We start from the raw sequence: 23,664 nt of genomic DNA on the forward strand, positions 1-23,664 counted from the left end.
TTCATCGGGGAAGAAGTTGCGCGAATGCCGACAGCTCGCTCTCGCTCAGGTAGAGGGTGAGATCGACCTTCCAGCTCGATCCGCAGACCTCGTAGACACGGTCCGCTGCCACCGAGCGGCACAGGCCGCGATCGGCATCGGCGACGGTGCCGCCGGAAGCGCCGAGCGCGGCAGCTACCGACTGGCTGACCCGCAGGCGGGCATCGGACCGGACGTAGCTGCGGTCCGGCTCCAGGGCCGCCAGCACCACCATTTCGACATTGTCGGTCGGATCGCCGTCGTCGTCGTAGATCCTGCGGAAGATGGCGATCAGGCGCTCGCCATAGCTGTTGGTTTCCGCCGTACCGGACGGCAACAGACGCCTGGCCTTCAGGAGGCTCGCATCGACGCGGCAGGTATGCCGTACGGCATCGGCGCCGGGCCGGCCGTCGAGAGGATTCCCGAGATGGGTGCGGCAAAGCCTGTCCGGATCCTCCCCGCTCTCCATGGCGACCATCATCGACGTGCGATTGGCAAGGAAGTACTCGGCAGCCGCCCGCTGGAACGCCAGCAGCGTTTCGGCCTCGCGGCCTGCCTTCGCTTCGCGCTGTGCATCGAGCAGCAGGCTGCTCAGCGAGGCGATCATCAGGATGGTCAACCCGACGGCGAGCACCATCTCGACGAGCGTGAAGCCGCCTTGCCGCTTCAGCGAGCGGGCACGGACTAGCGGCATCGGGCGGCCCTCGCTTCGGCATTCCCGACATCGTCGAAGACAAGGAAGTCGTGGCCGCTGCCGCCGGCGACGACGACGCCCGGCAGCGTCGCCGGCATGCCCGCACCGACCCTTCGCAGGACGCGCTCACTCACCGCGGCACAGATCACGTAGTCGCCGTCGTCCGCAACCGCCCGCCATGACGGGGGCATGGCCATGCCACGCAGTCCCGGCGGGGTCGTCGACTGCTCGGCGAGCGCCACGGTCTGCGAGCTCACCTGGCCGACGGCCTGGCGCCACACCAGCTCGCCCGAGAAGCCCGCGTTTGCCTTGACGTACTGGTCGACCGAGTAGGCAAAGCCGCGCAGCGCCTCGTACTGTACCGCAGCGTCGCGGGCCGACTCGTCCTCCGGCAAGCGCCAGATGCCCAGCGCCATCGCGTGCGCCAGCATGACCAGCATGCCAAGCGCCATGATCATCTTAAGCAGCATGGTCTTGCACCTCGAGCGGGGAGATGTTGCGGATCATCAGCGCCTCCTGCTGCTGGATGTCGCCGACCAGATGCACGAACTGGCCACCGCGGATGCGCGCGGCAACAGGCCCCGAGGCCGATGGCGATGCCAGCGCCCGCGCCTCCAGCCGACCGTCGCGCAGCCGCTGGTGGATGACGAGCCGGACCATGTTGCCGAGCATCGCCTGATGCTCGGCGCCGGCCAGTTTCGCCAAGCTGTCGAGTGCCGAAACGATGTCGGTTCCGAAACCGGTTGCCACCACCAGAAAGCCGTTCGACGCCGCGCGTAGCATCAACTGCGCGCTCTCCCGGTTGCGGATCTCGCCAACGAACAGCATCTGGTGCGTTGCAGCAGGCTGCGAACGCAGCGCACCGCGAAAGGATTCCATCCAGTCGGCGCTGCTGTCCCCGGCAACCGTGGTCTGCGAGCAGTATCCGTCGCCATGCCAGCCGTTGAGCGGCATCTCCGGGGGATCCTCGATCGTGTAGGCGATGCCTCCGAAGCGGGCGAGCCGGGAAACAACCATTGCCGACGCGGTGGTAGTCTTGCCGGCGCCGGCAGCACCGGTGACATAGACGAGCCCGCCGGGCTGCAGCCGCTCCGACATCAACATCGCCTGGACATGACGGGGCAGCGGCGAGGGCAGCGCGTCGAGCCGTGGCGGCGCGTCGGGGAGCCGTCGCAGGCGATACCAGATCCCGTCCACGACCAGCCTGTCGCGCCGGCCCCGCCAAGTCACGCCGAGATGCTCGACGGTGAAGTCGTCCCGCCCGATCGACTGGCACAGCTCCAAGAGCTCCGCGGCCAGTCCCAGATGCGCCTCCGCCAGCCGGATGGGGCCAGGGAAAGCCAGCGATCGTGCGAGATCATCCGCCTTGAGATGAAGATCGCTGTGCCGCCCGAGCAATCCGCCCCGTTCCATGGCCGCACCGCTTCTAGCGGACCTCGACGGCGAGCAGCGCGCTGTCCTGGCTGCAGCCGTCGACAAGACCGGCGAGGTCGGCACTGGTGGTCTCGTCCTTGTAGATGCGGCCGTTCGCCCCAGTGTCGATCACGCCGTTGGCTGCCGTCACGGACGCACCGGCGGCAATGCGATGGGCGATGCTGGTCAACGCCGTGGCGAGTGACGAGCAGGCGGCCTGCGTCAGGCGGCGGAAGGCGAGAGCATAGGAGCCGCCGGTTCCGTTGATGTCGACCGTGTTGCCGAACGGATCGCGCAGTTCGACGGTGCCATTGGAGTCGGTTACGGTCCGGAACTGCGGCGGCACGATGCCTGCCTTGTGCAGGATCTCCGGCGTCAGACCGCTGTAATCGGCGGCCGCGCTGTAGAACTGGCCGATCTTGCCGATCAGGGCGATCGCGCCGGTCGTCATGTCGGAGAGCCGGGCCTCTTCGCGGGCGCTGCTGTAGGATCGGTAGGCAACGGCGCCGAGCGCCGCCGCGAGGGCCAGCACCAGCAGCGTCTCGGTCAGCGTGACTCCCGCCTGCCGTCGCAGCCGCCCTTGTCCGGCGGCAACGGTGATTGCTCCCGTCAGGGTGGGCACTGCGATGTTCGGATCCATGTTTCAACCTCCTGGGATGGACGGATCGGCCGTCAACTGCGCGCCGCCAGCGTGACCGCGAGGACGGCGCTGTAGATCCAGTAGATGATCCCGGCGACCGCGATCAGCAGGCCGATACGGATGGTGGCGAAGCCCGACCGGATACGGGCGCGGGTGTGGGAGAGCGAACGCTCGGAGAAGGCATCGAGCGCTTCCGAGAAGCGGCTCATCCGGCCATAGAGCTGGATCTGCCAGCGCAACTCGTCGTCGAACAGCGGACCGGCCAGTGCCGCGCCCTCACGCTCGCCGCGCCGCAGCCGGGCGCGGACACGCTGGATATGGACCCGCTCCCAGGCGCCGGAGGCCGCCGCCAGGCGTTCGAGCGCATGGGAGAAGGGGACGCCGATGCGCAAGAGCGAGGCGAGCGAGGCGAGCAGCATCGCCGCCGTGACGCGGCGATGCATGGTCCAGGGGAACACGAAACGGTCGAGCAGATCACGGAACCGGCCCGTCCAGCGGCTGCGCAACATGAGGAAGAGCACGGTCCCGCCGGCCAGCAGCAGGGTGCCGGCGAGCACCAGCCAAGGCGCGGCACGGGCGAAGGAGGCAGCCAGCCTGGCGCTTGTCGGCCACCGCTCCTCGCCGATCACCTCGGTCATGGCAGGAACGACGTAGAACGAGATGACGAGCAGGAGGCCCGCCAGCAGGACGAGCAGCAGCAGCGGATAGGACAGCTCGCTGCGGATCGTCTGGACGATTTCCTGGTTGACCCGTGCCACCGCGGCGGCACGCCGCAGCCCCTGCGGGATGTCGCCGGCATCCTCGCCGCTCGACACGGCGAGCGCCTCGACGACTGGGACGAGCCCCTGTAACGCCGCGCCGCAGGAACGGGCCGGCCCCTCGCCGCCGCGCATCCGCCGCAGCAGGCGTCCGGTCACCGGCGCCATCGGGCTGCGGAAGCGCCGATACTGCTGGTCGATCTCGGTGAGCGCATCGTAGGTTGGAATGCCGTCGGCAGTGAAGCCTGCGAGCAGCTCGTAGAAGTCGGCGCGTTGCCCGGTCGAGGGCGGCAGCCGGAATGCGGGCAGCTTCATGGCGCGCCTCTGCGATCCCGACCGGAAAGCATCGACAACAGGCCGACGCTGCTTTCCAGGTCGCGCGGGTCGACCTCGCCGCGGCACATCTTGTCTGCACCGTGCGCCAGCGCCGTGACACCGAAGTGGCCGACCGCCACACCGCCGCGGGCCAGCCAATGGCGCTCGGCGTCGTGGTGACGGTCCTTGCCGATGAGATCGAGAAGCTCGGGATCGGTCGCGACGAACTCGGCGCACAGAGTGCGGCCGCCGATCCCGCTACCGCCGCAGGCAAGGCATCCCGGTCCGCGCAGCCTGATGCCGGCGAGGCGATCCGCGCCCAGGCCTTCGAGGCGCGCATACAGAGCACGGGGCAGGGCATCTGCGGTACGCAGTGGCGCGGCGCAGCCGTTGCAGACTGTCGGCACCAGCCGCTGATAGACGATGCCGGAGATGAATCCCGGCATTGCCAGCAGTTCGCTTGGTAGGCCAAGTTCGCGGAGCCTTACGAACGCCCAGACAGCTGAATAGGTATGCAGGGTGGCGAACAGCTTGCGGCCGGTCAGAACGAAATCCTTGGCGACGACGGCAGAGTCGTGATCGCGGATCTCGCCGATCATCACCACGTCGGGGTCTTGCCGCAGCGCGCCGCGCAGATAGGTGGTGAACACGCTGCCAGTGCGTTCGTCGATCTGGTTGCGACGGCGGCGCGACAGGCTGATCTGGCAGGCACCGGGAACCAGGTACTCGACCGGATCCTCGACGGTGATCATCTTCAACGCCTCGCCGTGATGGGCGTGCAGACGCCGCATAAGGGCCTGCAGCGTCGTGCTCTTGCCGGAGTTGGTCGGCCCGCACAGAAGCACCATGCCCGACAGGCTGGCGATGAAGGTCTCCAGGAGTGCGCGCTGGTCCTGCGTATAGCCGAGCTGATCAAGCGTCAGCTGCGAGACGTCCATGCGCAACAGCCGGATGACGATGTGGAAATTGCCGGTCGGGAAGATCGGTGCAGAGGAAAAGCGCAACTGAACCGTCTCGCCGCCGAGCCCCTGATGTTCGATCACGCCGTCCATGACCTGCTGTGGATCCCAGGCCACGTCCTTGGAGCTGGCGTCGGCGTGCACCGAGTAGAGCACAACACCGAGGCCGCGCGCCGACTCCATCGAGATGTTGCTGTGCCTGCGGCGCAGGCCGTCGACGCGGAAGAAGACCTCGGCATGGGTACTGCGGGTCTCCACGTGAATGTCGGAGGCACGGCTGAGCAGGGCCTCGTCGATCAGCTCGCGGGCGAAGCGCTCGATCCCGGTGGCGTCCGCGCCCGCGAGACTGGAGGAGCCGGCCGCGCGACGGTGCTCGCGTACGACCTTGACGATCTCGGCACTGGTGCGAACGAATATCGGGTTGGCGATGCCGCGCTCGCCAAGCCGTCGCCGCAGGTCGAACATCGCATGGCTGCCCATCGCCTCCGGGACGGTCAGCACGTGAACGCTTGCCGCAACCTCGTCGATCAGCGCGACGAAGCGATCGCGCCACTCCTCCGGCACCATGTCGTCAACCGGGATGCCGCCCGGAACGTCGGCGAGGCGCGTGATCAGGGCTACGGCCGGCCGCCCGGGGGTTGCCGGCCCGCCGAAACGGTCAGGACCGGAGGACGACATAGCGCGCCTCCAGGGTGAACGTGACACTGCCGCCGCTGATGGTGAAGCTCGAGCGTTCGGCAACCACTGGAAAATCCTGCAGGATCCGAAGCACGTATTCGGCGGCGACCAGGTTCGAAGTCGAAACGCGGACGAGCCCGTAGTGGCCGATCACCGCTTCGTGGCGCTCGCCTGCAACGTCGACCGCGATGGTGATCGCCGTCTGCGGCCTCTGCAGCTCCAGCCGTATGCCGGGCTGGGTCAGCGCGGCGGTGGCCGACTGGACAAGGTCCTCGACGGCTGCCGGCGCGACCACCGGCATTCGCTGTGTCTGGCGCGGTGGCAGCGGCATTCGCGTGCGCACCTGCGAGGCATAGTCGCGCGGCGCGGCCACGGGCAGCAATGCGCCAGGAAGATCGCCCGGCACGGCGCTGGTGAGCATGCCGCCGGTCCAGATCCACTCCGCGATACAGTGGTCAGTCTGGCATTCAAGGAGGCGGGGCCGGTAGCCAACGCGCGATGGCGGCAGGGTCCGCAATGTCGCCAGCCAGGCGTCCGCGGTCACATCGAAGCTCGGCCGCTGTAACCATCTCTCGGTCGCGTCATGGATCGCGGCAGCGATCGCCTCGGTGCTCGGACCGCGCAGCGGGCGCAGCGGCGCGGGGGCCTGGGTCAGCGCTGGCTGCGATCGCGTCTCGACGGGCGCCGGCGGGCGCATCGCGGGTTCGGGCCGGATGGCGACCCAGACGAGCCCGAGCACCGCTACGGCAAGCCCCCCCAACACTGCGCGTCGGCGCCAGTCAGCACCCGGACGCCGTACCCTGAAGGCCCGCGACGGCGTGACATCGGCCAGCAGGTCGTCGAGACCGGCGCGGGCCGAGGCATGGCTTCCGAACACCGGCGTGTCCGGCTGGTAGGCCAGTATCTCGGCCATGACCGCCTCGGCCATGACGGGCGCGCCGATCCGGTCGGTGTCCGGCAGCGGCAACCCGTCCCGCAGGGCACAGACCCAAACCCGCCCCGGCTCGAACTCGTGGTAGATCAGGGCGTCCGGCGCGACGGCGCCGACTACGAGACCGCCCGCGTAGATCCGCTGCCCCGGCGGTGGCGCGAGCGAATACCAGCCAGACAGAAGGCCATCGTCGCAGGCGACTTCGACCCAGCCCTCGACCTGGCCCTCGGCGGCCGCGGAACGATGGTCGCGGCGGCTGGCATGGAACTGCCATGTCAGGCCGGCGGCAAGCTGCAGGGCGCGGATCACGACGATCGTCACGGCCGCCCCTCCACGCAAGGCCGAGCGGCGGCCGTCCGGGCCGGTCTACTGCCAAATCGATCAGGGCTGGGCGCGGACATTGATCGCTGGCGGGTCGGGGCGCACCGCCTGCAGGAGCGCAGGCGACTGGGCCGGGGCTGTTGCGGTGTCCGTGGCGACAGCGGTCGCGTCGCTGCCCGCGGCGGCAAACTCGAGCGCCACCGCGCGGCGCTTGCCATCGGCGATTGCCATGTCGACCGTGACACCGCGCGGCCGGATGGCGCTGATCCAGACTTCGGGCGCAATCTCGTCACCGACGCGGTATCGCCCGATGCGGCCGTTCGGAAACAGCAGTTCAACGGAGTAGCGGTCGCCGAACCCGACGATCGTGAGAATGCTCGGCAGCATCGACGATCGCTGGGCGGCGCGCTGCTCGAGCAGAACGTCGAGTTCCATCTGCTTCTGGAGCAGCTGGATCTGGGCGTCGATGGTCGCCATTTCGTCGAGCCAGGTCGGCGTCTGCGCCTCGCTCCCTGTCGCCGTCAGCGCGACCAGCGCGATCAGCACAATGCCGGCCAGGCGACGCTCAGACATTGCTGCCTCCGCCGAACACCTGCAGCTGGATCACCCGCAGCGTACGGGTCTTGGTGGCGGCCTTGCTGCCGCTCGAGAATGACAGGTTGCCGTCGGCCGTGCTGCGGTCCTGGGCATAGCCGAACAGCACCACCGACTGGCCATCGCGCAGTACCGCCTGTTGCTGGAGCGACTGGGTGAAGACGTTCGGCGTCTGGATGGTGGAATTGCCGCTCGAGACCGTGTCGAGCGAGCGCAGCGACGACATGGTAAGCTGGTACTGCAGAAGGATGCGGTTGTCGGGAAGGATTTGTGGCAGGAAGTTTGCCGTAAGCCCAACTACCACCGTGCCCGGTGTCAGCGTCGTGGTCAGGGTCGGGTCGATCGCCGTCGAGGACTGCGAGACGGAGGTCGAGGCAAGGTAGGTAACCTGGTCCGCAACCTGGTATGGCGCCGGCTGGCCATTGATGGCGAGGACCTGGCCTGAGGTGACCACCGAAACGTCGCCGAGCGTGGCGAGCGCACGGGCCAGCATCTGCGAGCCTTCGAAGCGCGAGTTTGGGTCGAGCACCTCGAAGATGATCTGGCCAGGCGTGCCGCTGCCGAGCGGAACCGACGGAGCGCCGATCACCGCAAGTCCGTACTTGCCGAGCTCCCTGAACAACACGTCAAACGACAGGTAGATGCCGCCCTCGTCGCTGGTCGTGACGTCGAACACCTTGAGGTCGATCGTCAGGTTGCGCGAATACTGTGCGTTGATTGCGTCCAGATAGCTGGCCACACGCGCCAGCGACGGCGGCGGGGCAGTTACCGTCACCATCGCCATTTCCGGCGACACCACGACGCGGCTGCTGTTGCGTCGGCTGCTGGCCGCGGCACTGGTCGACGCGCCGCCGGAGCTGTCGCCGGTCTGGGCCGCCGTGTCGACGACGTCGACGTCCTGATCCTCCTCGAGCAGCATCGAGGCGATGGTACGGGCGACCGCGCCGTAGGGATCGACGGTGAAGCTCGGGACATTGACACCGATGTTGCCGGTGGCAGCGGCCTGCGCTCCGGAAGCCCCGGTCGCGGCGCCGGAGATTGAGCCCGTCACCGTGCGCGTACCCATCGGCAGGCTGACGGCGAAATGCCGGGTCTCGTAGAGATAGAACTCGACGCGCCTGCGACCTGGGTCGTAGCGCCAGTAGAGACCGCTGTCGCGCGCGAGCTGGTCGAGAATGCCGCGCAGCGGACCTTCCCAGTTCACCGACAGGGGCTTGTTGAGGCGCGCGGCCATCTGTGCCGAGGTGCCCGTCGAGGCGGTCGCGCTGCCGCCGCCATCGGAAGCGAATTCGGTGATCCGCATCGGCATGCCGGAGGTCTCCGACAGGGTCCCAAGGATCGAATCGAGCGTTTGTCCGCTCGCCGCCAGCACGACGGGGGTCTGGAACAGAGCCGGCAGCTCGTCCTGCGACCGCAGCGCCACCTTGTCGCCGGCGATCTTCGGCCGCTCGTGCACCGTCACCGCCCGCGAGCCGGCGGAGTACACCATGTCGTTGGACAGCGCCTGCGCCGTCGCCTGGTCAGCGGCGATCTGCCTGGGAGCCTCCGTCAGCACGCAGCCGCCGAGCGCGGCCGCTGCAGGCAGGGCCAGGGTCAGGCGGCTAAACCCGCGCATCGCTGACGACCTCCGCGACCCGGTTGTCCAGCCACAGCAGCAGGCGAACGGGCTCGCCGTCGGCATAGAGGCCGGCGATCACGGCCTGGACCGCCTCCTCGAACGATCCGGCGAACACCGCGTCCTCGGCCACGCGCCAGGAGAAATCCGGCCGCCACAGCAGCGTCCAGCCGGCCTCCCGCGCCCACGCCTGCAGTTCCTGATCGAGCTGGGCGCCGCGCCGCAGATGCCAGGTCGGCGGCTGATGCAAGGGCGGCGATGCCAGGGACACGGCGGAAGGCCAACCGGGAGAGACGACGACCGTCTCGCCCGACCCGATATCGGTGACATAGGCATCCACGTTCGGAGCCTGCGTCGCGCAGCCGGCCACGACGCAGGCCGCCGCAACGCGCACGGCACCAACAACACGCCCACTCAACTCCAGCCCCCTGCCCCGACGCGATACACGCTTAAAATATGACTTTGAGAGTCATGTTTCTTGTTCACGCGATTGTCAACCAGCGATTCCGGGGATCTGGCCATGCAGGATTGTCTTGGCTGCGGAGGCCGCGGCGGCTCCTGCGAGAAGACCGGCGCCGCCCGGAGCGCCGTCACCGGCACCACAGCCGACAGATCGCCAATCAGAGTGGTGTGTGGCCGGAAAGAACTGCGGAAGGGAGGGGGGATTGGTGCGGGCGGTCGGAGTCGAACCGACACTCTGTCACCAGAACCGGATTTTGAGTCCGGCGCGTCTACCAGTTCCGCCACGCCCGCACAGCGTCGCGCCAGTTTCGGCACGCACGGGCTATCTGCCATGAGCCGGCACGGCAAGTCCAGCAGGACGGCGGCGGCCGGGCCGTAACCCTGTCCGCGGCTCGGCATCACCGGCGATGGACACGCCCCGGCGAAGCGCGTACATCCCCCGCCATGCTGCGCCGTCTCTATGACTGGACGATGAGCCTTGCCGCCCACCGGCAGGCGACCCGTGCGCTCGCCGGCGTTTCCTTCGCCGAGAGCTCGTTCTTTCCGATTCCGCCCGATGTCCTGCTGATCCCGATGGTCATCGCCGAGCGGCGCCGGGCCTGGCAGTTCGCCACCGTCTGCACCGTCGCCTCGGTCCTCGGCGGCCTGCTCGGCTGGGTGATCGGCGCCTTCCTCTTCGAGACGGTGGCCCAGCCGATCCTTCAGGTCTATGGCTACGCCGACAAGTTCACCGAGTTCGCGGCCCGCTACAACCAGTGGGGTGCCTGGATCGTCTTCATGGCCGGTCTGACCCCGTTTCCCTACAAGGTGATCACCATCGCCAGCGGCGCCACCGGCCTGTCGCTGCCGATCTTCATCGTCGCGAGCATCCTGTCGCGCGGTCTGCGCTTCTTCGCGGTCGCCGGCCTGCTCTACTGGCTCGGCCCGCCGATCCGCGACTTCATCGAGCGGCGCCTCGGCCTTGTGTTCACCGCATTCGTGGTGCTCCTGCTGGGCGGTTTCGTTGTCGCCCGCTACATGTTCTAGCCAAGAGCAGTCGCATGCTCCGGCTCGGTCCGGAGTCTGTCGGAGACCCCGCCGCCATGAGAGCCCCTGCCGTGTCGATCCCGAAGTCCGATCCGGTCCGCGTCGCGGCGATCCTCGTAGTTCTTGTCGGCACCGCGACGATTGCCGGCGCGTGGATCTTCGAGCTGATGGGCTACGCGCCCTGCCCGCTGTGCCTCGACCAGCGCCTTCCCTACTACGCCGGCATCCCGCTCGCCGCCGTGGTGCTCGTCACGACACGCCGCGCAGAGGGCCGGCGGCTGCCGCGCGCGCTGATCGGCCTCGTCGGCCTCCTGTTCCTGTACGGGGCCAGTCTGGCGGCCTATCACGCCGGCGTCGAATGGAAGCTGTGGGCCGGTCCGAGCGACTGCGCGGTCGGCACCGGCGGTCCCTCGGCCACAGGCGGACTGCTCGACAGCCTGAACGAAGCCGTCCTGATCCGCTGTGACGAGCCGGCACTGCTCGTCTTTGGCCTGTCGTTGGCAGCCTGGAACGCGGTGATTTCGCTCGCCCTGTCGGCCGTGTCGCTCAGGGCCGCACTTCTGAGATAGCCCAACCTACGGTTCGAGCTCGGTATCCCAGTACAGATAGTCGAGCCAGCTTTCGTGCAGATAGTTCGGCGGGAACAGCCGGCCGTTCTTCTGAAGATCGAAGGCCGTCGGCCGATACGGCATCTGCTGCGGCCACATGTCCACCTCACGCGGATGGTGGCTGCCCTTGCGCAGATTGCAGGGCGAGCAGGCCGCGACGACATTCTCCCAGACGGTCTGGCCGCCGCGCGAGCGCGGGATCAGATGATCGAAGGTGAGATCGTCCTGCGCACCACAATACTGGCAGGTGAAGCGGTCGCGGAGAAAGACGTTGAAGCGGGTGAAGGCGGGATAGGCGGCGGGTCGGACATATTCGCGCAGCGAGACGACGCTGGGCAGGCGTATCTCGAAGCTCGGACTTCGGACAGTCCGATCATACTCCGACACGATGTTGACCCGATCCAGGAACACCGCCTTCACCGTGTCCTGCCAGGACCACAGCGACAACGGGAAATAGCTGAGCGGACGAAAGTCCGCATTGAGGACGAGCGCGGGACAGGCTTCGGGCGAGACGACCGTCAAGAACAGCACTCCACCGCAGTCTTGCGCCGCCCTCGGGCGGGCACGACGATATATAGTATAGGCCCGGTGTCGGTCTTGTGAAGCCGGGAGACGCGAGCCGGCGCTACCGGAGCTGCCGTGCGCCGCTGCGGCGATCGTCAGGCCGAAACGCCCGCCCGGCCGCGTAGCGCGCGATAGTAGGCCCACAGCAGATGCGCGGCGGCACTGCGCCATGGACGCCATCGTTCGCCGAGCCTTGCCAGCGCGCGCGCATCGGGCCGCCCCGGCAGGCCGATGGCCACCGCGGCCGCATGTTGCAGGGCGACATCGCCCGCCGGCCAGCTGTCGGCATGGCCGAGGCAGAACATCAGATAGACCTCCGCGGTCCAGGGGCCGATCCCGCGGATCCGGCACAGTTCGGCCCGGGCCGTCTCGGCGTCGAGCCGATCCAATCGGCCCAGATCTAGCCCGCCGGACGCGATCGCGTCCGCCAAGGCCATCAGCGTACCGATCTTGGGGCGCGACAGGCCGGCCGCGCGCAGCGCCGCCTCACCGGTCTGCCGCCATGCCGCCGGATCGAGCGGATCGACCTGGGCCGACAGCCTCGTCCAGATTGCCTCGGCGCTCGCCGTCGAGACCTGCTGGCCGACGACGATGCGCGCCAGCCCGGCCAGGCCGGCGGGATACCGGCGCAGCACCGGCGGATCGACCGCCGCGCGCAGCCGCGCGATCAGGTCGTCGCGGTCGGCGAGCGCATCGAGCGCTGCCTCGAGAGCGCCGGGCGTGTCGAGGCGTTCAGGTCGGGGAGCCTGCATCGCCTGGAGCATAGTCGGCGGCGGCCGGGCGTGGTACCCGATCAGGGGCCGGCCCGGCCGGTCGCCACACCGCTCCTGCGATCCGACGGAGGCCGATGGCCGAGATCCCGATCCTGCGTTTCGCGCCCAGTCCGAACGGCGAGCTGCATCTCGGCCATGCGCTGTCGGCCCTGCTGGCGCACGGGGCCGCCGACCGGCTCGGCGGCAGGTTCCTCTTGCGACTCGAGGACATCGATCGCGACCGCTGCCGTCCGGTCTACGAAGCCGGCATCCTGCGCGACCTCGCCTGGCTCGGACTGACCTGGGAGCAGCCGGTGCGCCGCCAGTCCGAGCATTTCGACGACTATCGCGCCGCCGCAGCGCGCCTCGCAGACATGGGTCTGCTGTTCGCCTGCAGCTGCTCGCGCGCCAAGATCGCCGCCGCGGTCGCCGAGCGGGAGGCGCAGGGCATCATCTGGCCGCGCGACCCGGACGGCGCCCCGCTCTATCCGGGCACCTGCCGCGCCGTCCGCGCCGACCGGGCCGCGATCGGCCGGGCCGAAGCGGGCGAGGTCGCCCTGCGACTCGACATCGCCCGCGCGCTCGCCACCATCCCCGACAGCCTCAGCTGGTCCGAGCATGGCGAGGCGTTCTATCGTGACGCATTCGACCTTTCGAGCCGCGGCGCGCGCATCAGCGCCGATCCCGCAGCCTGGGGCGACGTGGTCATCTGCCGGAAGGGGTCACCGACCAGTTATCATCTCGCCGTGGTCGTCGACGATGCGCTGCAGGGAATCACCCATGTGACGCGCGGCCGCGATCTGTATTGGGCGACGTCTGTCCACCGGCTGCTGCAGGTGCTGCTCGGACTTCCGGCGCCGGCCTACGCCCACCACCGGCTGCTGACCGGCCCCGACGGGCTGAAGCTGGCGAAGAGCCGGCGCGACCTCTCGCTGAGGGCACTGCGCGAGGCCGGCCACAGCCCCCGCGACATCCGCCGGATGGCAGGCCTGCCGGCGGACCGCTAGCGCTGCCGGACCAGCCGGCACCGGTTCCCCCGCCGCAACAGCGAGGAAACAAGCGGTCGGACCCGTGCATCGATCCCGTCAACCGGCGAACCGCTCTAGACGCCGAGGACCGCCAGCCAGAACGACATCGTCAGCAGCGACGCCGCAGCGCTGATCGAGATGGTGTTGGCGGCGATCGCGTGGCCGGTGCGGAACCGGTTGGCGATCAGCCAGGCGTTGACCCCGGTCGGACAGGCGGAGACGACCGTGACCACCGTGGTCCACAGCGGCGGCAGCCCGAACACCTTTGCCACCAGCAACCAGACGATGGCCGGCATCACGATCAGCTTCAGCCCGGCGAGCAGCACGCCGGGCAGCACATGGCCGCGGATGCCGTATCTGCGCAGGCTCATGCCGAGCGCGAACAGAGCGCAGGGCAACGCCGCCGCCGACAGCCGATCGACGATCACCGCGGGTATGCCATCGTAAGGAAACGCGGCGAATCGCCAGGCGAGCCCGGCCAGGACGCCGATGATCAATGGATTGCGGATCAGGTTGTAGGCGACCGAGCCGGCAATCGAGCGCAGCGAGATCGGTCCCATGTGGCTGCCGTCGCGCCGTGCGGCCTGCTCGATGAGGATCGTTCCGACCGTCATCATCACAGGAAGCTGCACTGCAACCACCAGCAGCAGCGGCACCGCCCCCGCCTCGCCGAAGGCCGTGAAGACCAGCGGCACACCGAACAGCACCGCATTAGAGAACCCGGCGGAGACGCCGGCGATCACACCGGCCTTGAAGTCGCGCCCGAACATTCGACGGATCATCTGGTCCGCGACGATCCATGCCACGGCCAGTCCTCCGAAATAGCTGATCCACAGCGGCCAGGGCGACTGGTCGGGCATTTCCGCCGTCGCCAGTGTCCGGAACAGCAACAGCGGCAACGCCACCAGGAAGACGAAATCGCCGAGCGCCTCGCCGACGCTTTCCGACAGATAGCCCGTCCACGCCGAACCGAGCCCGAGGCCCATCAGCCCGAACACCGGCAGGACAATGTAGGCGATCTGGAGGAGTGTGTCGCTCACGGGCGGGCCGCCAATGCTGGGGTCGCAGACGCCGCCTGGCCGAGACCGGTCCCGTCGGACGCCGGCAGACCTTAGGGATCAGGCGCGGGGGAGGTCAACCGGCGACCGGGCCGCCGCATGTACGGACCGCCTCTGCGCGGGCCGCCTGGCGGGACTGCGGGAGACGTTTACCTTAAGCATCGGAAAGCATCTTCGTTGGTCTTCCCTTAAGCGGCCCGATCTATCATCCTCGCAACAAACAGGGAGGCGCCGCCCCCGCCGGCCCCACCGAGATCGGCTGGCGGGGGCGCTGCCATGTGGCACGGAGCGGTCGCGGACACCGCAAACCGTGCATCGGTGATGCGGGAAAGACCTGACGTGGCATTCGGCGACTCCGGCAAGGACGACGCAGCGGGCCTCGATGCGCTGGCCGAGCTGGCGGCTGCGCGCCGCAACAAGCTCCGCCATGACGACCTTGCCGTCGCCCTAGCCGACCTGAGCCCGCGCGCGGATGGCGGCGCGACGCAGACCGCCGCGCCGGTTGCGGGCATCGACTATCCGCGACCCCGGGTGCTGCTCGTCGAGGACAATCCGGTCAATCGCCTGCTGGTTGGCGTCCTGCTGGACCGGCTCGGTCTGGAGCATGTCGCGGTGGGGTGCGGCGAGGAGGCGATCCTGCGCATGGCCCGGGAACCGTTCGACGCGATCCTCCTCGATGTCGCCATGGACGGCCTGGCGGGTCTCGCTCTGGCGAAGGCGCTCGGCGATCTCGGCGGGGACGGCCTGCCGCCGCTGGTCGCGCTCGGCCGCGCCAATCTCGACGAGGATTTCCTGCAGGCGGCGGGCTTTGCGGCGGTCGCCGACGCACCGCTCGACACCCGCCGGCTCGCGCGCGCCCTGATCGCTGCGCTCGAGAAGCAGCTTTCCGAACATATCGGCGGTTAGCCGCCCGACTGCGCCGCCGCCGTGGCGCAGAGGCTTGCGCCGATCCGTCTGCCGGTTACTCTTGCAACCCTGTCGAGGCTTCTGCCTGTCGTTTCGAGGGTGTCATGCGACACTGTTCCCCCGGCTCGCTTCACCGGATCATCGTTGCCACGGTGCTTTGCTCGGGGCTCGGCCCTGCCTCCGGCATGGCCGGGCAGACGATGATCGTCTTCGATGCCTCAGGCTCGATGTGGGCAACGATTGAAGGGCGAACGCGCATCGAGATCGCCCGCGACACGATGCGCGAGGTGCTGGGGAACGTGCGGGCGGACACCGCCCTCGGATTGACCGCCTACGGTCACCGCCAGAAGGGAAGTTGCGCCGATATCGAGGTGATTGTGCCGCCCGCGCCCGGTACCGGCGCGCGCATCGCCGATATCGTCGACCGCATCACTCCGAAAGGTAAGACGCCGCTGACGGCTGCCGTGCGCCAGGCCGCCGAGACGATGAGGTTCACCGAGACGAAGGCAACGGTCATCCTCGTCACCGACGGGATCGAAACCTGCGACGCCGACCCTTGCGCGCTCGGCGAGGAGTTGGCACGGCTTGGCGTCGACTTCACCGCCCATGTGGTCGGATTCGGCCTCTCCGAGTCGGAGGGGCGGCAGGTCGCCTGCCTGGCCGAGGCCACGGGCGGCTCCTACCTCGACGCTCGCAACGCCTCCGACCTGCAGACGGCACTGAGGCAGACGGTCGCCGCGCCGGCCGAGCCGCCGGCGTCCGTGAGCCTGCCGACCGCCACGATCATGGTGCCGGACGAGGTTCCGCAGGGAACTCGCTTCGAGATCGCCTACGACGGTCCGAACGGCCGATACGACGACATCCACATCGCCCTGCCCCGCATGGACGACGGCAAGTACCTCCGCACCGTCCGAATCGACCCCGACGGCGCGCCGCTGAGGGCGATCGCGCCGGCCGATATCGGCGACTACGAGCTGCGCTACTGGTACCGCGAGGGCGGCGCGGTGATCGGCCGGGCGACGCTGAACGTCGTCGAGGCGGCCGTACTGTTCGATGCGCCGGAGACCGTCGAGCAAGGCACGCGGGTGCGGGTCGCCTGGAAGGGGCCGGGTGAGCCGCGCGACGACATCCAGATTGCCCGCCCCGGCGCCGAGCCGAATCGCCCCGCGTTCTCAGCGCGGGTGCCCTCCGACGGCGGGCCGGTGATGCTCGACGTGCCGGCCGAGGTCGGCGACTACGAGCTGCGCTACTACTCCGGGGCTGATGGCGTGATCCTTGCCAGCCGGCAGATCACCGTGATCGAGAGGCCGATCGTCCTATCCCCGCCGGAGGCCGTCGAGGCCGGCACGGTGTTCAACGTTGCCTGGAAGGGTCCGGGGGCGCCGCGCGACGACATCCAGATCGCTGCAATTGGCGCCGATCCCGGTACCTATCTCGACACCACCCGCGTCGCCAGCGATGGCAAGCCGGTCCGCCTCGATGCACCCGTGGAGCCCGGCGACTATGAACTGCGCTACTGGTCGGGGGCGAACCGGAAGGTGCTGCACACGGTCGCCCTCACTGTCATGCCGGTCATCGTCGAGATTGATGCGCCGGAGGAAATTGAGGGCGGTGCACGCTTCCGCGTCGGATGGGAGGGGCCCGGCGCACCACGCGACGACATCCAGATCGCACGGCCGGGAGACGATGCAGGCCGGTACCTGTTTGCCGTCAGGGTGACGCAGGATGGCAAGCCGGTAACGCTGAATTCGCCCGTCGAGCCCGGCGACTACGAACTGCGCTACTGGTCGGGCGCGGGCCGCGAGGTGCTGGCGACCCGCCCGATCCGCGTCGTGGCTCCAGAGGTGTCGATGACGGCGCCAGCCTCCGCCGAGGGTGGTCGACGAATCCGCATTGCTTGGTCCGGCCCCGGAACCCCCCGCGACGACATCCAGATCGTTCGTCCCGGCGCCGCCGATGGCGAGGCCATCCACCGTGTGCGCGTCACCCAGGACGGCAAGCCGGTAACCCTTCAGCTGCCGGTCGAACCGGGCCAGTACGAGCTGCGCTACTGGGCTGCTCCGACACGCACCGTCTTGCATCGCGTGCCGATCACCGTCACCGCCCCGCAAGTGACGATGCGGCCGTCCGGACCGGTCAGGGCCGGCGAGACGTTCACGGTGGAATGGACCGGTCCCGGTGAATTCCGTGACGACATCCAGGTTGCCAGGCCCGGATCTGAACCCGGAGAGCACGAGACGACGGTCCGCGTCACCAGCGACGGCAGACCGGTCAGGCTCAAGGCCCCGGCCATTCCCGGCGCCTACGAGCTGCGCTACTGGTCGGCGCCGAACAACGCCGTGGTCACGATCGTCCCCCTCACGGTAGAATGAGGTTTACAATACGGTCATCCCGATCCTGTAACGCCGTGCGTGAACGACATCGGTGGTGGGGCGTTGAAAGACCATGGACAGCGGACAATCGGGCGCGGTGCCGCGCAGGAGCGCCGTCGAAGGCGCCATCAGGTCGGCGGGACAGAGCCTCATTCGCGGTATCTACGCGGTGGGCGCCGGCGTCTACGACCGGCTGCTCGTCGGCGCGCTGGGCTACAGGGCCCACGAATGCGCGGTCGATGCGCTGGTTCGGCACTGGACCGACGAGGATCGTGGCCCGGTGCTCGATCTGGGCTGCGGCACCGGGCTGACCGCTGCGGCGCTGAAGGCACGGCTCGATGTGGAGGTGGACGGGCTCGACTTTTCCGAGGAAATGCTGGAGCGAGCCGCGGAGAGGGGAATCTACCGACGCCTGATCCGCGCCGACGCAACCAGGCCCTACCCGGTACCTGACGGCAGCTACGGCGGCGTGGTGTCGTCCGGCCTCTTCACCCACGGCCATGTCGGCGCCGAGGCGCTCGAACCGGCCCTTGCGGCGACCCGTACGGGCGGCCTGCTCGCCTTCACCGTCTATGCGACGATCTGGCGGCGCGGCGGTTTCGAGGGGACGCTGGCCGAACTGGAACGCGACGGCCGCATCGACATCGTCGCCCATGAGCGGGCCGCGCATTTTACCCGCCTGAAGGGGCAGTCGGTCCACGTGCTGGCGATCCGCAAGCGGCGATAGGTCCGCCGGACCGATCCCGGCCGCTCACGCCACCTCCCTCTCGACGCCGGCCACGGCGATCCTGACCACGTCGGCCATGATGTCGTTCAGTCGGAAGTCCTTCGGCGTGTAGACGGCGGCGACACCCGCGGCCTTCAATGTCTCGGCATCCTCTGGCGGAATGATGCCACCGACCACGACAGGGATCCGCTCGAGACCGGCCTTGCGCATCCGCTCCATCACCTCGCCGACCAGAGGCACGTGGCTGCCGGACAGGATCGACAGGCCGACCACGTGGACACTCTCCTCCTCCGCCGCCGCGACAATCTCGGCAGGGGTCAGGCGGATGCCCTCGTAGACCACCTCCATGCCGGCGTCGCGGGCGCGGACGGCAATCTGTTCGGCGCCGTTGGAATGGCCGTCGAGGCCGGGCTTGCCGACCAGGAACTTGAGCCTGCGGCCGAGCCGGCGCGAGGCGCGCTCCACGGCCGCCCTTACCTCGTCGAGCCCTTCACCATCGTTGCGAGCGGCACGACCGACCCCGGTCGGCGCTCGATACTCGCCGAAGACCTCGCGCAGCGCCGCGCCCCACTCGCCGGTGGTGACGCCGGCCCGGGCACAGGCGATCGATGCATCCATCACGTTGCGCCCCTCGGCAGCGGCCCGCTTCAGTTCGGCGAGCGCCGCTGCGGCCGCTGCAGCGTCGCGCGCCGCGCGCCAGGCCGTCAACCGCTCGATCTGGTCGCGCTCGACCCATTCGGGCACGCTCAGCACGGCGCCCGTGCCGGTCGACAGCGGCGAGGGCTCGGTCTCGGTGAAGGCGTTGACGCCGACGACGATCTGCTCGCCCCGTTCGATCGCGTCCAGGCGGGCCGTATTGGAGTCGACCAGCGCCCGCTTCATGTAGCCCGATTCGACCGCTGCCACCGCACCGCCCATGGCGAGCACCGTGTCGAGTTCCTTGCGGGCCGCCGCCTTCAGCTCGGCAACCTTGGCGCCGATCACCGTCGAACCGGCGAAGATGTCACCGTATTCGAGAAGATCGGTCTCGTAGGCGAGGATCTGCTGCATCCGCAACGACCACTGCTGATCCCACGGACGCGGCAGTCCCAGCGCCTCGTTCCAGGCGGGCAGCTGCACGGCGCGGGCGCGGGCATCCTTCGACAGCGTGACGGCCAGCATTTCGAGCAGGATGCGCGCGACGTTGTTCTCGGGCTGCTGCTCGGTGAGACCGAGCGAATTGACCTGGACGCCATAGCGGAAGCGGCGCAGGCGGGGATCCTCGATGCCATAGCGTTCCGCGGTGATCTCGTCCCACAGCTCGGTGAACGCGCGCATCTTGCAGATTTCGGTGACAAACCGGATTCCGGCGTTGACGAAGAACGAGATGCGCGCGACGGCAGCCGGGAATTCTGCCTCGGGGACGGCGCCCGAGGCCTTCACCTCGTCGAGAATGGCGATGGCGTTGGCGAGCGCGAAGGCAAGTTCCTGCACCGGCGTCGCACCCGCCTCCTGCAGATGGTAGGAGCAGACGTTTATCGGATTCCACTTCGGCATCTCGCGGCAGGTCCAGGCAATGACGTCGGTGGTCAGCCGCATCGAGGGCGCCGGCGGAAACACATAGGTGCCGCGCGACAGATACTCCTTGATGATGTCGTTCTGGGTCGTGCCGGTCAGCTTCGCGCGGTCCGCACCCTGTTCGTCCGCAGCGGCGACGTAGAGCGCCAGCAGCCAGGCCGCCGTCGCATTGATCGTCATCGAGGTGTTCATCCGCTCGAGCGGAATGCCGTCGAGGAGCGTCCTCATGTCGCCCAGATGACAGACCGGCACGCCGACCTTGCCGACCTCCCCTCTGGCAAGCGGATGGTCGGAGTCATAGCCCGTCTGGGTGGGCAGGTCGAAGGCGATGGACAGGCCTGTCTGGCCCTTGGCGAGATTGGATCGATAGAGCCGGTTCGATTCCGCCGCGGTCGAATGCCCGGCATAGGTGCGAAAGATCCACGGCCTGTCGCGCTCGCCCGTCATCACCGTCTCCCCGGACCATCGTCTCTATCGCAGTGCAGCATAGAATCGGTCGTCGTCTGCGCAAAGCGCAAACACATGGGGCAAGGCGCAGATGCATCGCGCGGGTGGGACGGACTGTTCCTCGTCTCCCACCATGCGATCTGCTCGCATTTCACCCGTCATCTGCGGCCGCCGGTCGCAGCCCGCGTCTTCCGATCGGGAAACGCTTCCCTCGCCCGTGCCGCCCAGGCGCGGACCGGCTGTCAAGGCCGGCTCAACTGCCACAAAGTCGCCGGCCCGGAAGACGCCCGGCGTCGATCCGTAGCCTTGCGCCGATTCCTCGTGTCGTCACGATCTGCGGCGGCGATTCCGGCTCACCCTCTCCGGGAATCGCTGTGTTGCCTGCCCAGCAGCGTGGCCAGTCGCTCCAGCGCCAGCACGTAACCCTGGGTTCCGCAGCCGGCGATCACGCCGTCGGCGCGCAGCGACACATAGGAATGGTGTCGGAAGGCCTCGCGTCTATGAACGTTCGAGATGTGCACCTCCAGCACCGGACAGTCGCAGGCGTTCAGGGCATCGAGAATGGCGACCGAGGTGTGTGTCAGAGCGGCCGGGTTGATGATGATGCCGTCGGCTCCTTGTCGCGCCTCGTGGATCCAGTCGATGATCTGATGCTCGGCATTCGACTGGTGGAAGCGGATGTCCAGCCCAAGGCCTGCGGCCGCGCGCCGGCACATGGACTCCACGTCGGCCAGCGTCTCATGGCCATAGATCTCCGGCTGTCGCTGGCCGAGCAGGTTGAGATTCGGCCCGTTGAGAATGTAGACCGGCTTCGCCATCATCCGCCTTCCGCGTCCGTGCAGCCGCGCGTCGCCGCGGCCGCCCTCCCTTAGCGCAAATCCGGGAGACGTGGGAACTGGGTCCGCGTCAGGAATTGCGACGAAGCTGGGAGGCGGAGCGGATCATCGGGTCTGTGAAACGACGAGCCGCCCTGAGCCGACAGTGCCGTAACCGCGGCGGCCGCGTCGTCATGGATCGCGAACAGCCTGGCGAGGCCGCTGAGCTGGAACACCTCGCGCAGCTGGGGTGCCATGCCCGACAGCGCCAGCGGCACCGCGCCTGCCTTGCTCTTCTTCGCGGCCATCAGCAGGACGCGGAGACCGATCCGGCATGCAGGGCGATCCGGAAGCGCGACCGATGGCTCAGCCCGCAGCCGGACGGATCGATGCGGGCCGCGGCGTCGATCGGCGCCGCCGCGCAATCGGCGAGATCGTGCGCCGTCTCCGCAGCCGCCTGCACCGCGTCGCGCCAGGTGTTGATCAGGATCGGTGGCTTGCCCCAATGCGCTGGCCAGCGCACAGGACGATGGAGGCCTGCGCCGTCAAGACCGGCGTCAGCCGCCGGCGGCCGCCACCACGGCGATCTCGACCAGATAGTGCGGCGCGGCCAGCTTCGCCTCGACGGTTGCCCGGGCCGGGGTGTTGCCGGGCGACACCCAGGCGTCCCAGACCTCGTTCATCTCGTTGAAGCGGGCCATATCGGTGATCCAGATGGTCGCCGACAGCAGGCGGCTCTTGTCGGTGCCGGCCTCCGCCAGCAGGCCGTCGATCCGCCGCAGAATGTTCGCCGTCTGCTCGCCGACCGTCGCGGCCGGGCCGTCCAGGTCGACCTGGCCGGCGAGAAACACGAGGCCACCATAGGCGACGGCCTGACTCATGCGCGGTCCGGTCTGATGGCGGGTGATGGTCATCGGGTTCAGTCCTCTTCGCTATTCGGGTTCGGATCCCCAGGCAGGCGTACTTGACGTCGAGGTACTCGTCGAGACCGCAATTCGATGCCGCGCGCCCGTACCCGGTATCGTTGGCCATCGCCTCCGCCTTGTCCTCGGACCCGAAGCCGACGACTGGCGCCAGCGGACCAGACGTTTCCTCGCCCGTCGCCGGATTGGTCACGTCGAGGATCCCGCCGTCATCGGTGCCGGCCCGCTCGCCCCCGATTCAGTTCGTCTCGCCGGGGAAAGGCAGCGGCCCCGCAAGGGCGCTTCCTGTCCGGCCTGCCGGATCCGTCTTCGCTCCGTGTCACCACGCCGCCCGATAGATCGCGAGCGCGTCCGCGCGGCTCATCGGCCGCGGGTTGTTGACCAGCAGCCGCGTCTGCTTCATCGCATCGTCGGCCATCATCTCCAGCGCGTCTTCCGGAATGCCGACGTCGCGCAGACGCGGCTGCAGCCCGCACCGGGCGGCGAGATCAGCAAGACGGTCGGCGAATGCGGCGCCGCGCGCCTGCGTGCCGATCTCGGCGAGATCGGGGAACACGATCGGCGCGATGTCGGCATAGGCCTCGCCCGCCGTCTCCGCGTTGAAGCGCAGCACGTGCGGCAGCACCAGCGCGTTGGACAGACCATGCGGCACGTGGAAATGCCCGCCGATCGGATAGGCCAGCGCATGCACGGCAGCCACCGGCGAATTGGCAAAGGCCTGGCCGGCAAGCATCGAGCCAAGCAGCATGTCGGCTCTCGCCGCGCGGTCCTTGCCGTCATGCACGGCCGTTTCGATCGCCGCGCCCATCAGCCGCAAGGCCTCGCGGGCAAGCGCCCGTGACACGGGATTGTTGTTGGCGCTGGCCGAGGCATGGGCCTCGATCGCATGAACCATGGCATCGATCCCGGTCGCGGCGGTTACCGCCGGCGGCAGGCCGATCGTCAGGTCGGGATCGAGCAGCGCGACATCCGGCAACAGGACCGGGGAGACGACCCCCATCTTCTCGTGGGTGCCGGTGGTGACGATCGAGATCGGCGTCACCTCCGAGCCGGTTCCCGCAGTGGTCGGAACCAGCATCAGCGGCAGCCGCGGACCCCGGGCATTGCCGATGCCATAGACCTCGGGCAGTGTCTCGCGGCCTGACGCCAGCAGCGCCACCAGCTTGGCGACATCGAGCGAGGAGCCGCCGCCGAAGCCGATCACGGCATCCGCCTCGTGGTCCCTTGCGCGCTTCGTCGCCGCGTGCACGACGTGTTCCGGTGGGTCCGCCGCGACATCGGAAAAGACCGCCACGTCGAGGCCCGCCTCACCAAGCGCCGCGAGCGGCGGTTCGATGAGGCCGACCCGGACCAGACCGGGATCGGTGACCACCAGCACCCGGCGCCAGCCTCTCGCCGCGGCCAGCGCGCCGATCCGCCGCGATTCCCCCGCGCCGAAGACGATGCTGCCGGCTGTGTTGAACGTGAACGGCCTCATGATCCG

At 68.6% G+C, this 23,664-nt stretch carries 25 protein-coding genes and 1 tRNA gene; 6 read left to right on the forward strand and 20 right to left on the reverse strand.

What is annotated here, in order from left to right; all coding sequences use genetic code 11:
- Position 1: 1 nt before the first annotated feature.
- From EDC22_RS10350 to EDC22_RS10400, 11 genes are all read right to left on the reverse strand, one after another.
- Entirely contained in the window at positions 2–712 is a 711-nt protein-coding gene (locus tag EDC22_RS10350) for a type II secretion system protein (protein ID WP_132806560.1), read from the reverse strand.
- Positions 703–1,182: a hypothetical protein gene (locus EDC22_RS10355; RefSeq protein ID WP_132806561.1), complete on the reverse strand. Its 480-nt coding sequence runs from the start codon at positions 1,180–1,182 to the stop codon at positions 703–705. Before EDC22_RS10355 ends, EDC22_RS10350 begins: the two co-directional genes overlap by 10 nt.
- On the reverse strand, positions 1,172–2,125 hold the full coding sequence (locus EDC22_RS10360) for an ATPase, T2SS/T4P/T4SS family (protein WP_132806562.1): 954 nt from the start codon (positions 2,123–2,125) through the stop codon (positions 1,172–1,174). Before EDC22_RS10360 ends, EDC22_RS10355 begins: the two co-directional genes overlap by 11 nt.
- A gap of 13 nt (positions 2,126–2,138) precedes the next feature.
- Positions 2,139–2,765, reverse strand: coding sequence for a hypothetical protein (locus EDC22_RS10365; RefSeq protein WP_132806563.1), 627 nt, complete (start codon positions 2,763–2,765; stop codon positions 2,139–2,141).
- A 32-nt stretch (positions 2,766–2,797) separates the two neighbouring features.
- Positions 2,798–3,838, reverse strand: a complete 1,041-nt coding sequence (locus EDC22_RS10370) for a type II secretion system F family protein (RefSeq protein ID WP_132806564.1) — start codon at positions 3,836–3,838, stop codon at positions 2,798–2,800.
- Positions 3,835–5,475, reverse strand: a complete 1,641-nt coding sequence (locus EDC22_RS10375; protein WP_132806565.1) for a GspE/PulE family protein — start codon at positions 5,473–5,475, stop codon at positions 3,835–3,837. Before EDC22_RS10375 ends, EDC22_RS10370 begins: the two co-directional genes overlap by 4 nt.
- Positions 5,456–6,727, reverse strand: coding sequence for a hypothetical protein (locus EDC22_RS10380; RefSeq protein ID WP_132806566.1), 1,272 nt, complete (start codon positions 6,725–6,727; stop codon positions 5,456–5,458). Before EDC22_RS10380 ends, EDC22_RS10375 begins: the two co-directional genes overlap by 20 nt.
- 60 nt (positions 6,728–6,787) lie before the next feature.
- Entirely contained in the window at positions 6,788–7,300 is a 513-nt protein-coding gene (locus EDC22_RS10385) for a hypothetical protein (RefSeq protein WP_132806567.1), read from the reverse strand.
- Positions 7,293–8,936: a type II secretion system protein GspD gene (locus EDC22_RS10390; RefSeq protein WP_165926869.1), complete on the reverse strand. Its 1,644-nt coding sequence runs from the start codon at positions 8,934–8,936 to the stop codon at positions 7,293–7,295. Before EDC22_RS10390 ends, EDC22_RS10385 begins: the two co-directional genes overlap by 8 nt.
- Positions 8,923–9,354: a TcpQ domain-containing protein gene (locus EDC22_RS10395; RefSeq protein ID WP_165926870.1), complete on the reverse strand. Its 432-nt coding sequence runs from the start codon at positions 9,352–9,354 to the stop codon at positions 8,923–8,925. Before EDC22_RS10395 ends, EDC22_RS10390 begins: the two co-directional genes overlap by 14 nt.
- A 248-nt stretch (positions 9,355–9,602) precedes the next feature.
- Positions 9,603–9,689: transfer RNA gene (locus tag EDC22_RS10400), tRNA-Leu, on the reverse strand.
- 153 nt (positions 9,690–9,842) lie between these two features.
- Here EDC22_RS10400 and EDC22_RS10405 point away from each other — a divergent pair.
- Both EDC22_RS10405 and EDC22_RS10410 read left to right on the forward strand, forming a co-directional pair.
- Complete coding sequence (locus tag EDC22_RS10405) at positions 9,843–10,424, forward strand: YqaA family protein (protein WP_132806570.1); 582 nt, start codon at positions 9,843–9,845, stop codon at positions 10,422–10,424.
- A gap of 56 nt (positions 10,425–10,480) precedes the next feature.
- Positions 10,481–10,993 (forward strand): disulfide bond formation protein B, encoded by a 513-nt coding sequence (locus EDC22_RS10410; RefSeq protein WP_132806571.1) that lies wholly within the window; start codon positions 10,481–10,483, stop codon positions 10,991–10,993.
- A 6-nt stretch (positions 10,994–10,999) separates the two neighbouring features.
- Here the strand turns inward: EDC22_RS10410 and EDC22_RS10415 are convergent, their stop codons facing one another.
- The gene (locus EDC22_RS10415; protein WP_132806572.1) at positions 11,000–11,554 is read right to left on the reverse strand and encodes an HNH endonuclease; all 555 of its coding nucleotides are present in this window, start codon (positions 11,552–11,554) and stop codon (positions 11,000–11,002) included.
- A 137-nt stretch (positions 11,555–11,691) separates the two neighbouring features.
- Complete coding sequence (locus EDC22_RS10420; protein ID WP_132806573.1) at positions 11,692–12,348, reverse strand: DNA-3-methyladenine glycosylase family protein; 657 nt, start codon at positions 12,346–12,348, stop codon at positions 11,692–11,694.
- A 95-nt stretch (positions 12,349–12,443) separates the two neighbouring features.
- Here EDC22_RS10420 and gluQRS point away from each other — a divergent pair, with 95 nt between their 5' ends.
- Entirely contained in the window at positions 12,444–13,355 is a 912-nt protein-coding gene (gene gluQRS / locus EDC22_RS10425) for a tRNA glutamyl-Q(34) synthetase GluQRS (RefSeq protein ID WP_132806574.1), read from the forward strand.
- 95 nt (positions 13,356–13,450) lie between these two features.
- On the opposite strand, the gene EDC22_RS10430 is transcribed toward gluQRS, so the two are convergent.
- Positions 13,451–14,416, reverse strand: a complete 966-nt coding sequence (locus tag EDC22_RS10430; RefSeq protein ID WP_207903752.1) for an AEC family transporter — start codon at positions 14,414–14,416, stop codon at positions 13,451–13,453.
- Positions 14,417–14,773: 357 nt separating this feature from the next.
- Here EDC22_RS10430 and EDC22_RS10435 point away from each other — a divergent pair, with 357 nt between their 5' ends.
- From EDC22_RS10435 to EDC22_RS10445, 3 genes are all read left to right on the forward strand, one after another.
- A complete protein-coding gene (locus EDC22_RS10435) occupies positions 14,774–15,340 on the forward strand; it encodes a response regulator (RefSeq protein ID WP_165926871.1) in 567 nt (188 codons plus the stop codon).
- A 104-nt stretch (positions 15,341–15,444) separates the two neighbouring features.
- Entirely contained in the window at positions 15,445–17,712 is a 2,268-nt protein-coding gene (locus tag EDC22_RS10440; protein WP_132806576.1) for a vWA domain-containing protein, read from the forward strand.
- 73 nt (positions 17,713–17,785) lie between these two features.
- Positions 17,786–18,439: a class I SAM-dependent DNA methyltransferase gene (locus tag EDC22_RS10445; RefSeq protein ID WP_132806577.1), complete on the forward strand. Its 654-nt coding sequence runs from the start codon at positions 17,786–17,788 to the stop codon at positions 18,437–18,439.
- Positions 18,440–18,463: 24 nt separating this feature from the next.
- Here EDC22_RS10445 and EDC22_RS10450 read toward each other — a convergent pair whose 3' ends face one another.
- From EDC22_RS10450 to EDC22_RS10475, 6 genes are all read right to left on the reverse strand, one after another.
- A complete protein-coding gene (locus EDC22_RS10450) occupies positions 18,464–20,443 on the reverse strand; it encodes a protein meaA (protein WP_132806578.1) in 1,980 nt (659 codons plus the stop codon).
- A gap of 353 nt (positions 20,444–20,796) precedes the next feature.
- Positions 20,797–21,261, reverse strand: a complete 465-nt coding sequence (gene aroQ / locus EDC22_RS10455; protein ID WP_132806579.1) for a type II 3-dehydroquinate dehydratase — start codon at positions 21,259–21,261, stop codon at positions 20,797–20,799.
- A gap of 50 nt (positions 21,262–21,311) precedes the next feature.
- Positions 21,312–21,566 (reverse strand): STAS domain-containing protein, encoded by a 255-nt coding sequence (locus EDC22_RS10460; protein ID WP_132806580.1) that lies wholly within the window; start codon positions 21,564–21,566, stop codon positions 21,312–21,314.
- On the reverse strand, positions 21,566–21,781 hold the full coding sequence (locus EDC22_RS10465) for a hypothetical protein (RefSeq protein ID WP_132806581.1): 216 nt from the start codon (positions 21,779–21,781) through the stop codon (positions 21,566–21,568). Before EDC22_RS10465 ends, EDC22_RS10460 begins: the two co-directional genes overlap by 1 nt.
- A gap of 34 nt (positions 21,782–21,815) precedes the next feature.
- Complete coding sequence (locus EDC22_RS10470; protein ID WP_132806582.1) at positions 21,816–22,172, reverse strand: RidA family protein; 357 nt, start codon at positions 22,170–22,172, stop codon at positions 21,816–21,818.
- A 328-nt stretch (positions 22,173–22,500) separates the two neighbouring features.
- A complete protein-coding gene (locus EDC22_RS10475) occupies positions 22,501–23,658 on the reverse strand; it encodes an iron-containing alcohol dehydrogenase (protein ID WP_132806583.1) in 1,158 nt (385 codons plus the stop codon).
- Between the last annotated feature and the right edge of the window lie 6 nt (positions 23,659–23,664).

It is taken from the genome of Tepidamorphus gemmatus, assembly GCF_004346195.1.
GTDB classification, from domain to species: domain Bacteria; phylum Pseudomonadota; class Alphaproteobacteria; order Rhizobiales; family Tepidamorphaceae; genus Tepidamorphus; species Tepidamorphus gemmatus.

Coding starts and splice junctions, on each gene's coding strand:
- EDC22_RS10350 (WP_132806560.1), bottom strand. CDS start 712: ATGCCGCTAGTCCGTGCCCGCTCGCTGAAGCGGCAAGGCGGCTTCACG.
- EDC22_RS10355 (WP_132806561.1), bottom strand. CDS start 1,182: ATGCTGCTTAAGATGATCATGGCGCTTGGCATGCTGGTCATGCTGGCG.
- EDC22_RS10360 (WP_132806562.1), bottom strand. CDS start 2,125: ATGGAACGGGGCGGATTGCTCGGGCGGCACAGCGATCTTCATCTCAAG.
- EDC22_RS10365 (WP_132806563.1), bottom strand. CDS start 2,765: ATGGATCCGAACATCGCAGTGCCCACCCTGACGGGAGCAATCACCGTT.
- EDC22_RS10370 (WP_132806564.1), bottom strand. CDS start 3,838: ATGAAGCTGCCCGCATTCCGGCTGCCGCCCTCGACCGGGCAACGCGCC.
- EDC22_RS10375 (WP_132806565.1), bottom strand. CDS start 5,475: ATGTCGTCCTCCGGTCCTGACCGTTTCGGCGGGCCGGCAACCCCCGGG.
- EDC22_RS10385 (WP_132806567.1), bottom strand. CDS start 7,300: ATGTCTGAGCGTCGCCTGGCCGGCATTGTGCTGATCGCGCTGGTCGCG.
- EDC22_RS10390 (WP_165926869.1), bottom strand. CDS start 8,936: ATGCGCGGGTTTAGCCGCCTGACCCTGGCCCTGCCTGCAGCGGCCGCG.
- EDC22_RS10405 (WP_132806570.1), top strand. CDS start 9,843: ATGCTGCGCCGTCTCTATGACTGGACGATGAGCCTTGCCGCCCACCGG.
- EDC22_RS10410 (WP_132806571.1), top strand. CDS start 10,481: ATGAGAGCCCCTGCCGTGTCGATCCCGAAGTCCGATCCGGTCCGCGTC.
- EDC22_RS10420 (WP_132806573.1), bottom strand. CDS start 12,348: ATGCAGGCTCCCCGACCTGAACGCCTCGACACGCCCGGCGCTCTCGAG.
- gluQRS (WP_132806574.1), top strand. CDS start 12,444: ATGGCCGAGATCCCGATCCTGCGTTTCGCGCCCAGTCCGAACGGCGAG.
- EDC22_RS10440 (WP_132806576.1), top strand. CDS start 15,445: ATGCGACACTGTTCCCCCGGCTCGCTTCACCGGATCATCGTTGCCACG.
- EDC22_RS10445 (WP_132806577.1), top strand. CDS start 17,786: ATGGACAGCGGACAATCGGGCGCGGTGCCGCGCAGGAGCGCCGTCGAA.
- EDC22_RS10450 (WP_132806578.1), bottom strand. CDS start 20,443: ATGACGGGCGAGCGCGACAGGCCGTGGATCTTTCGCACCTATGCCGGG.
- aroQ (WP_132806579.1), bottom strand. CDS start 21,261: ATGGCGAAGCCGGTCTACATTCTCAACGGGCCGAATCTCAACCTGCTC.
- EDC22_RS10460 (WP_132806580.1), bottom strand. CDS start 21,566: ATGGCCGCGAAGAAGAGCAAGGCAGGCGCGGTGCCGCTGGCGCTGTCG.
- EDC22_RS10470 (WP_132806582.1), bottom strand. CDS start 22,172: ATGACCATCACCCGCCATCAGACCGGACCGCGCATGAGTCAGGCCGTC.
- EDC22_RS10475 (WP_132806583.1), bottom strand. CDS start 23,658: ATGAGGCCGTTCACGTTCAACACAGCCGGCAGCATCGTCTTCGGCGCG.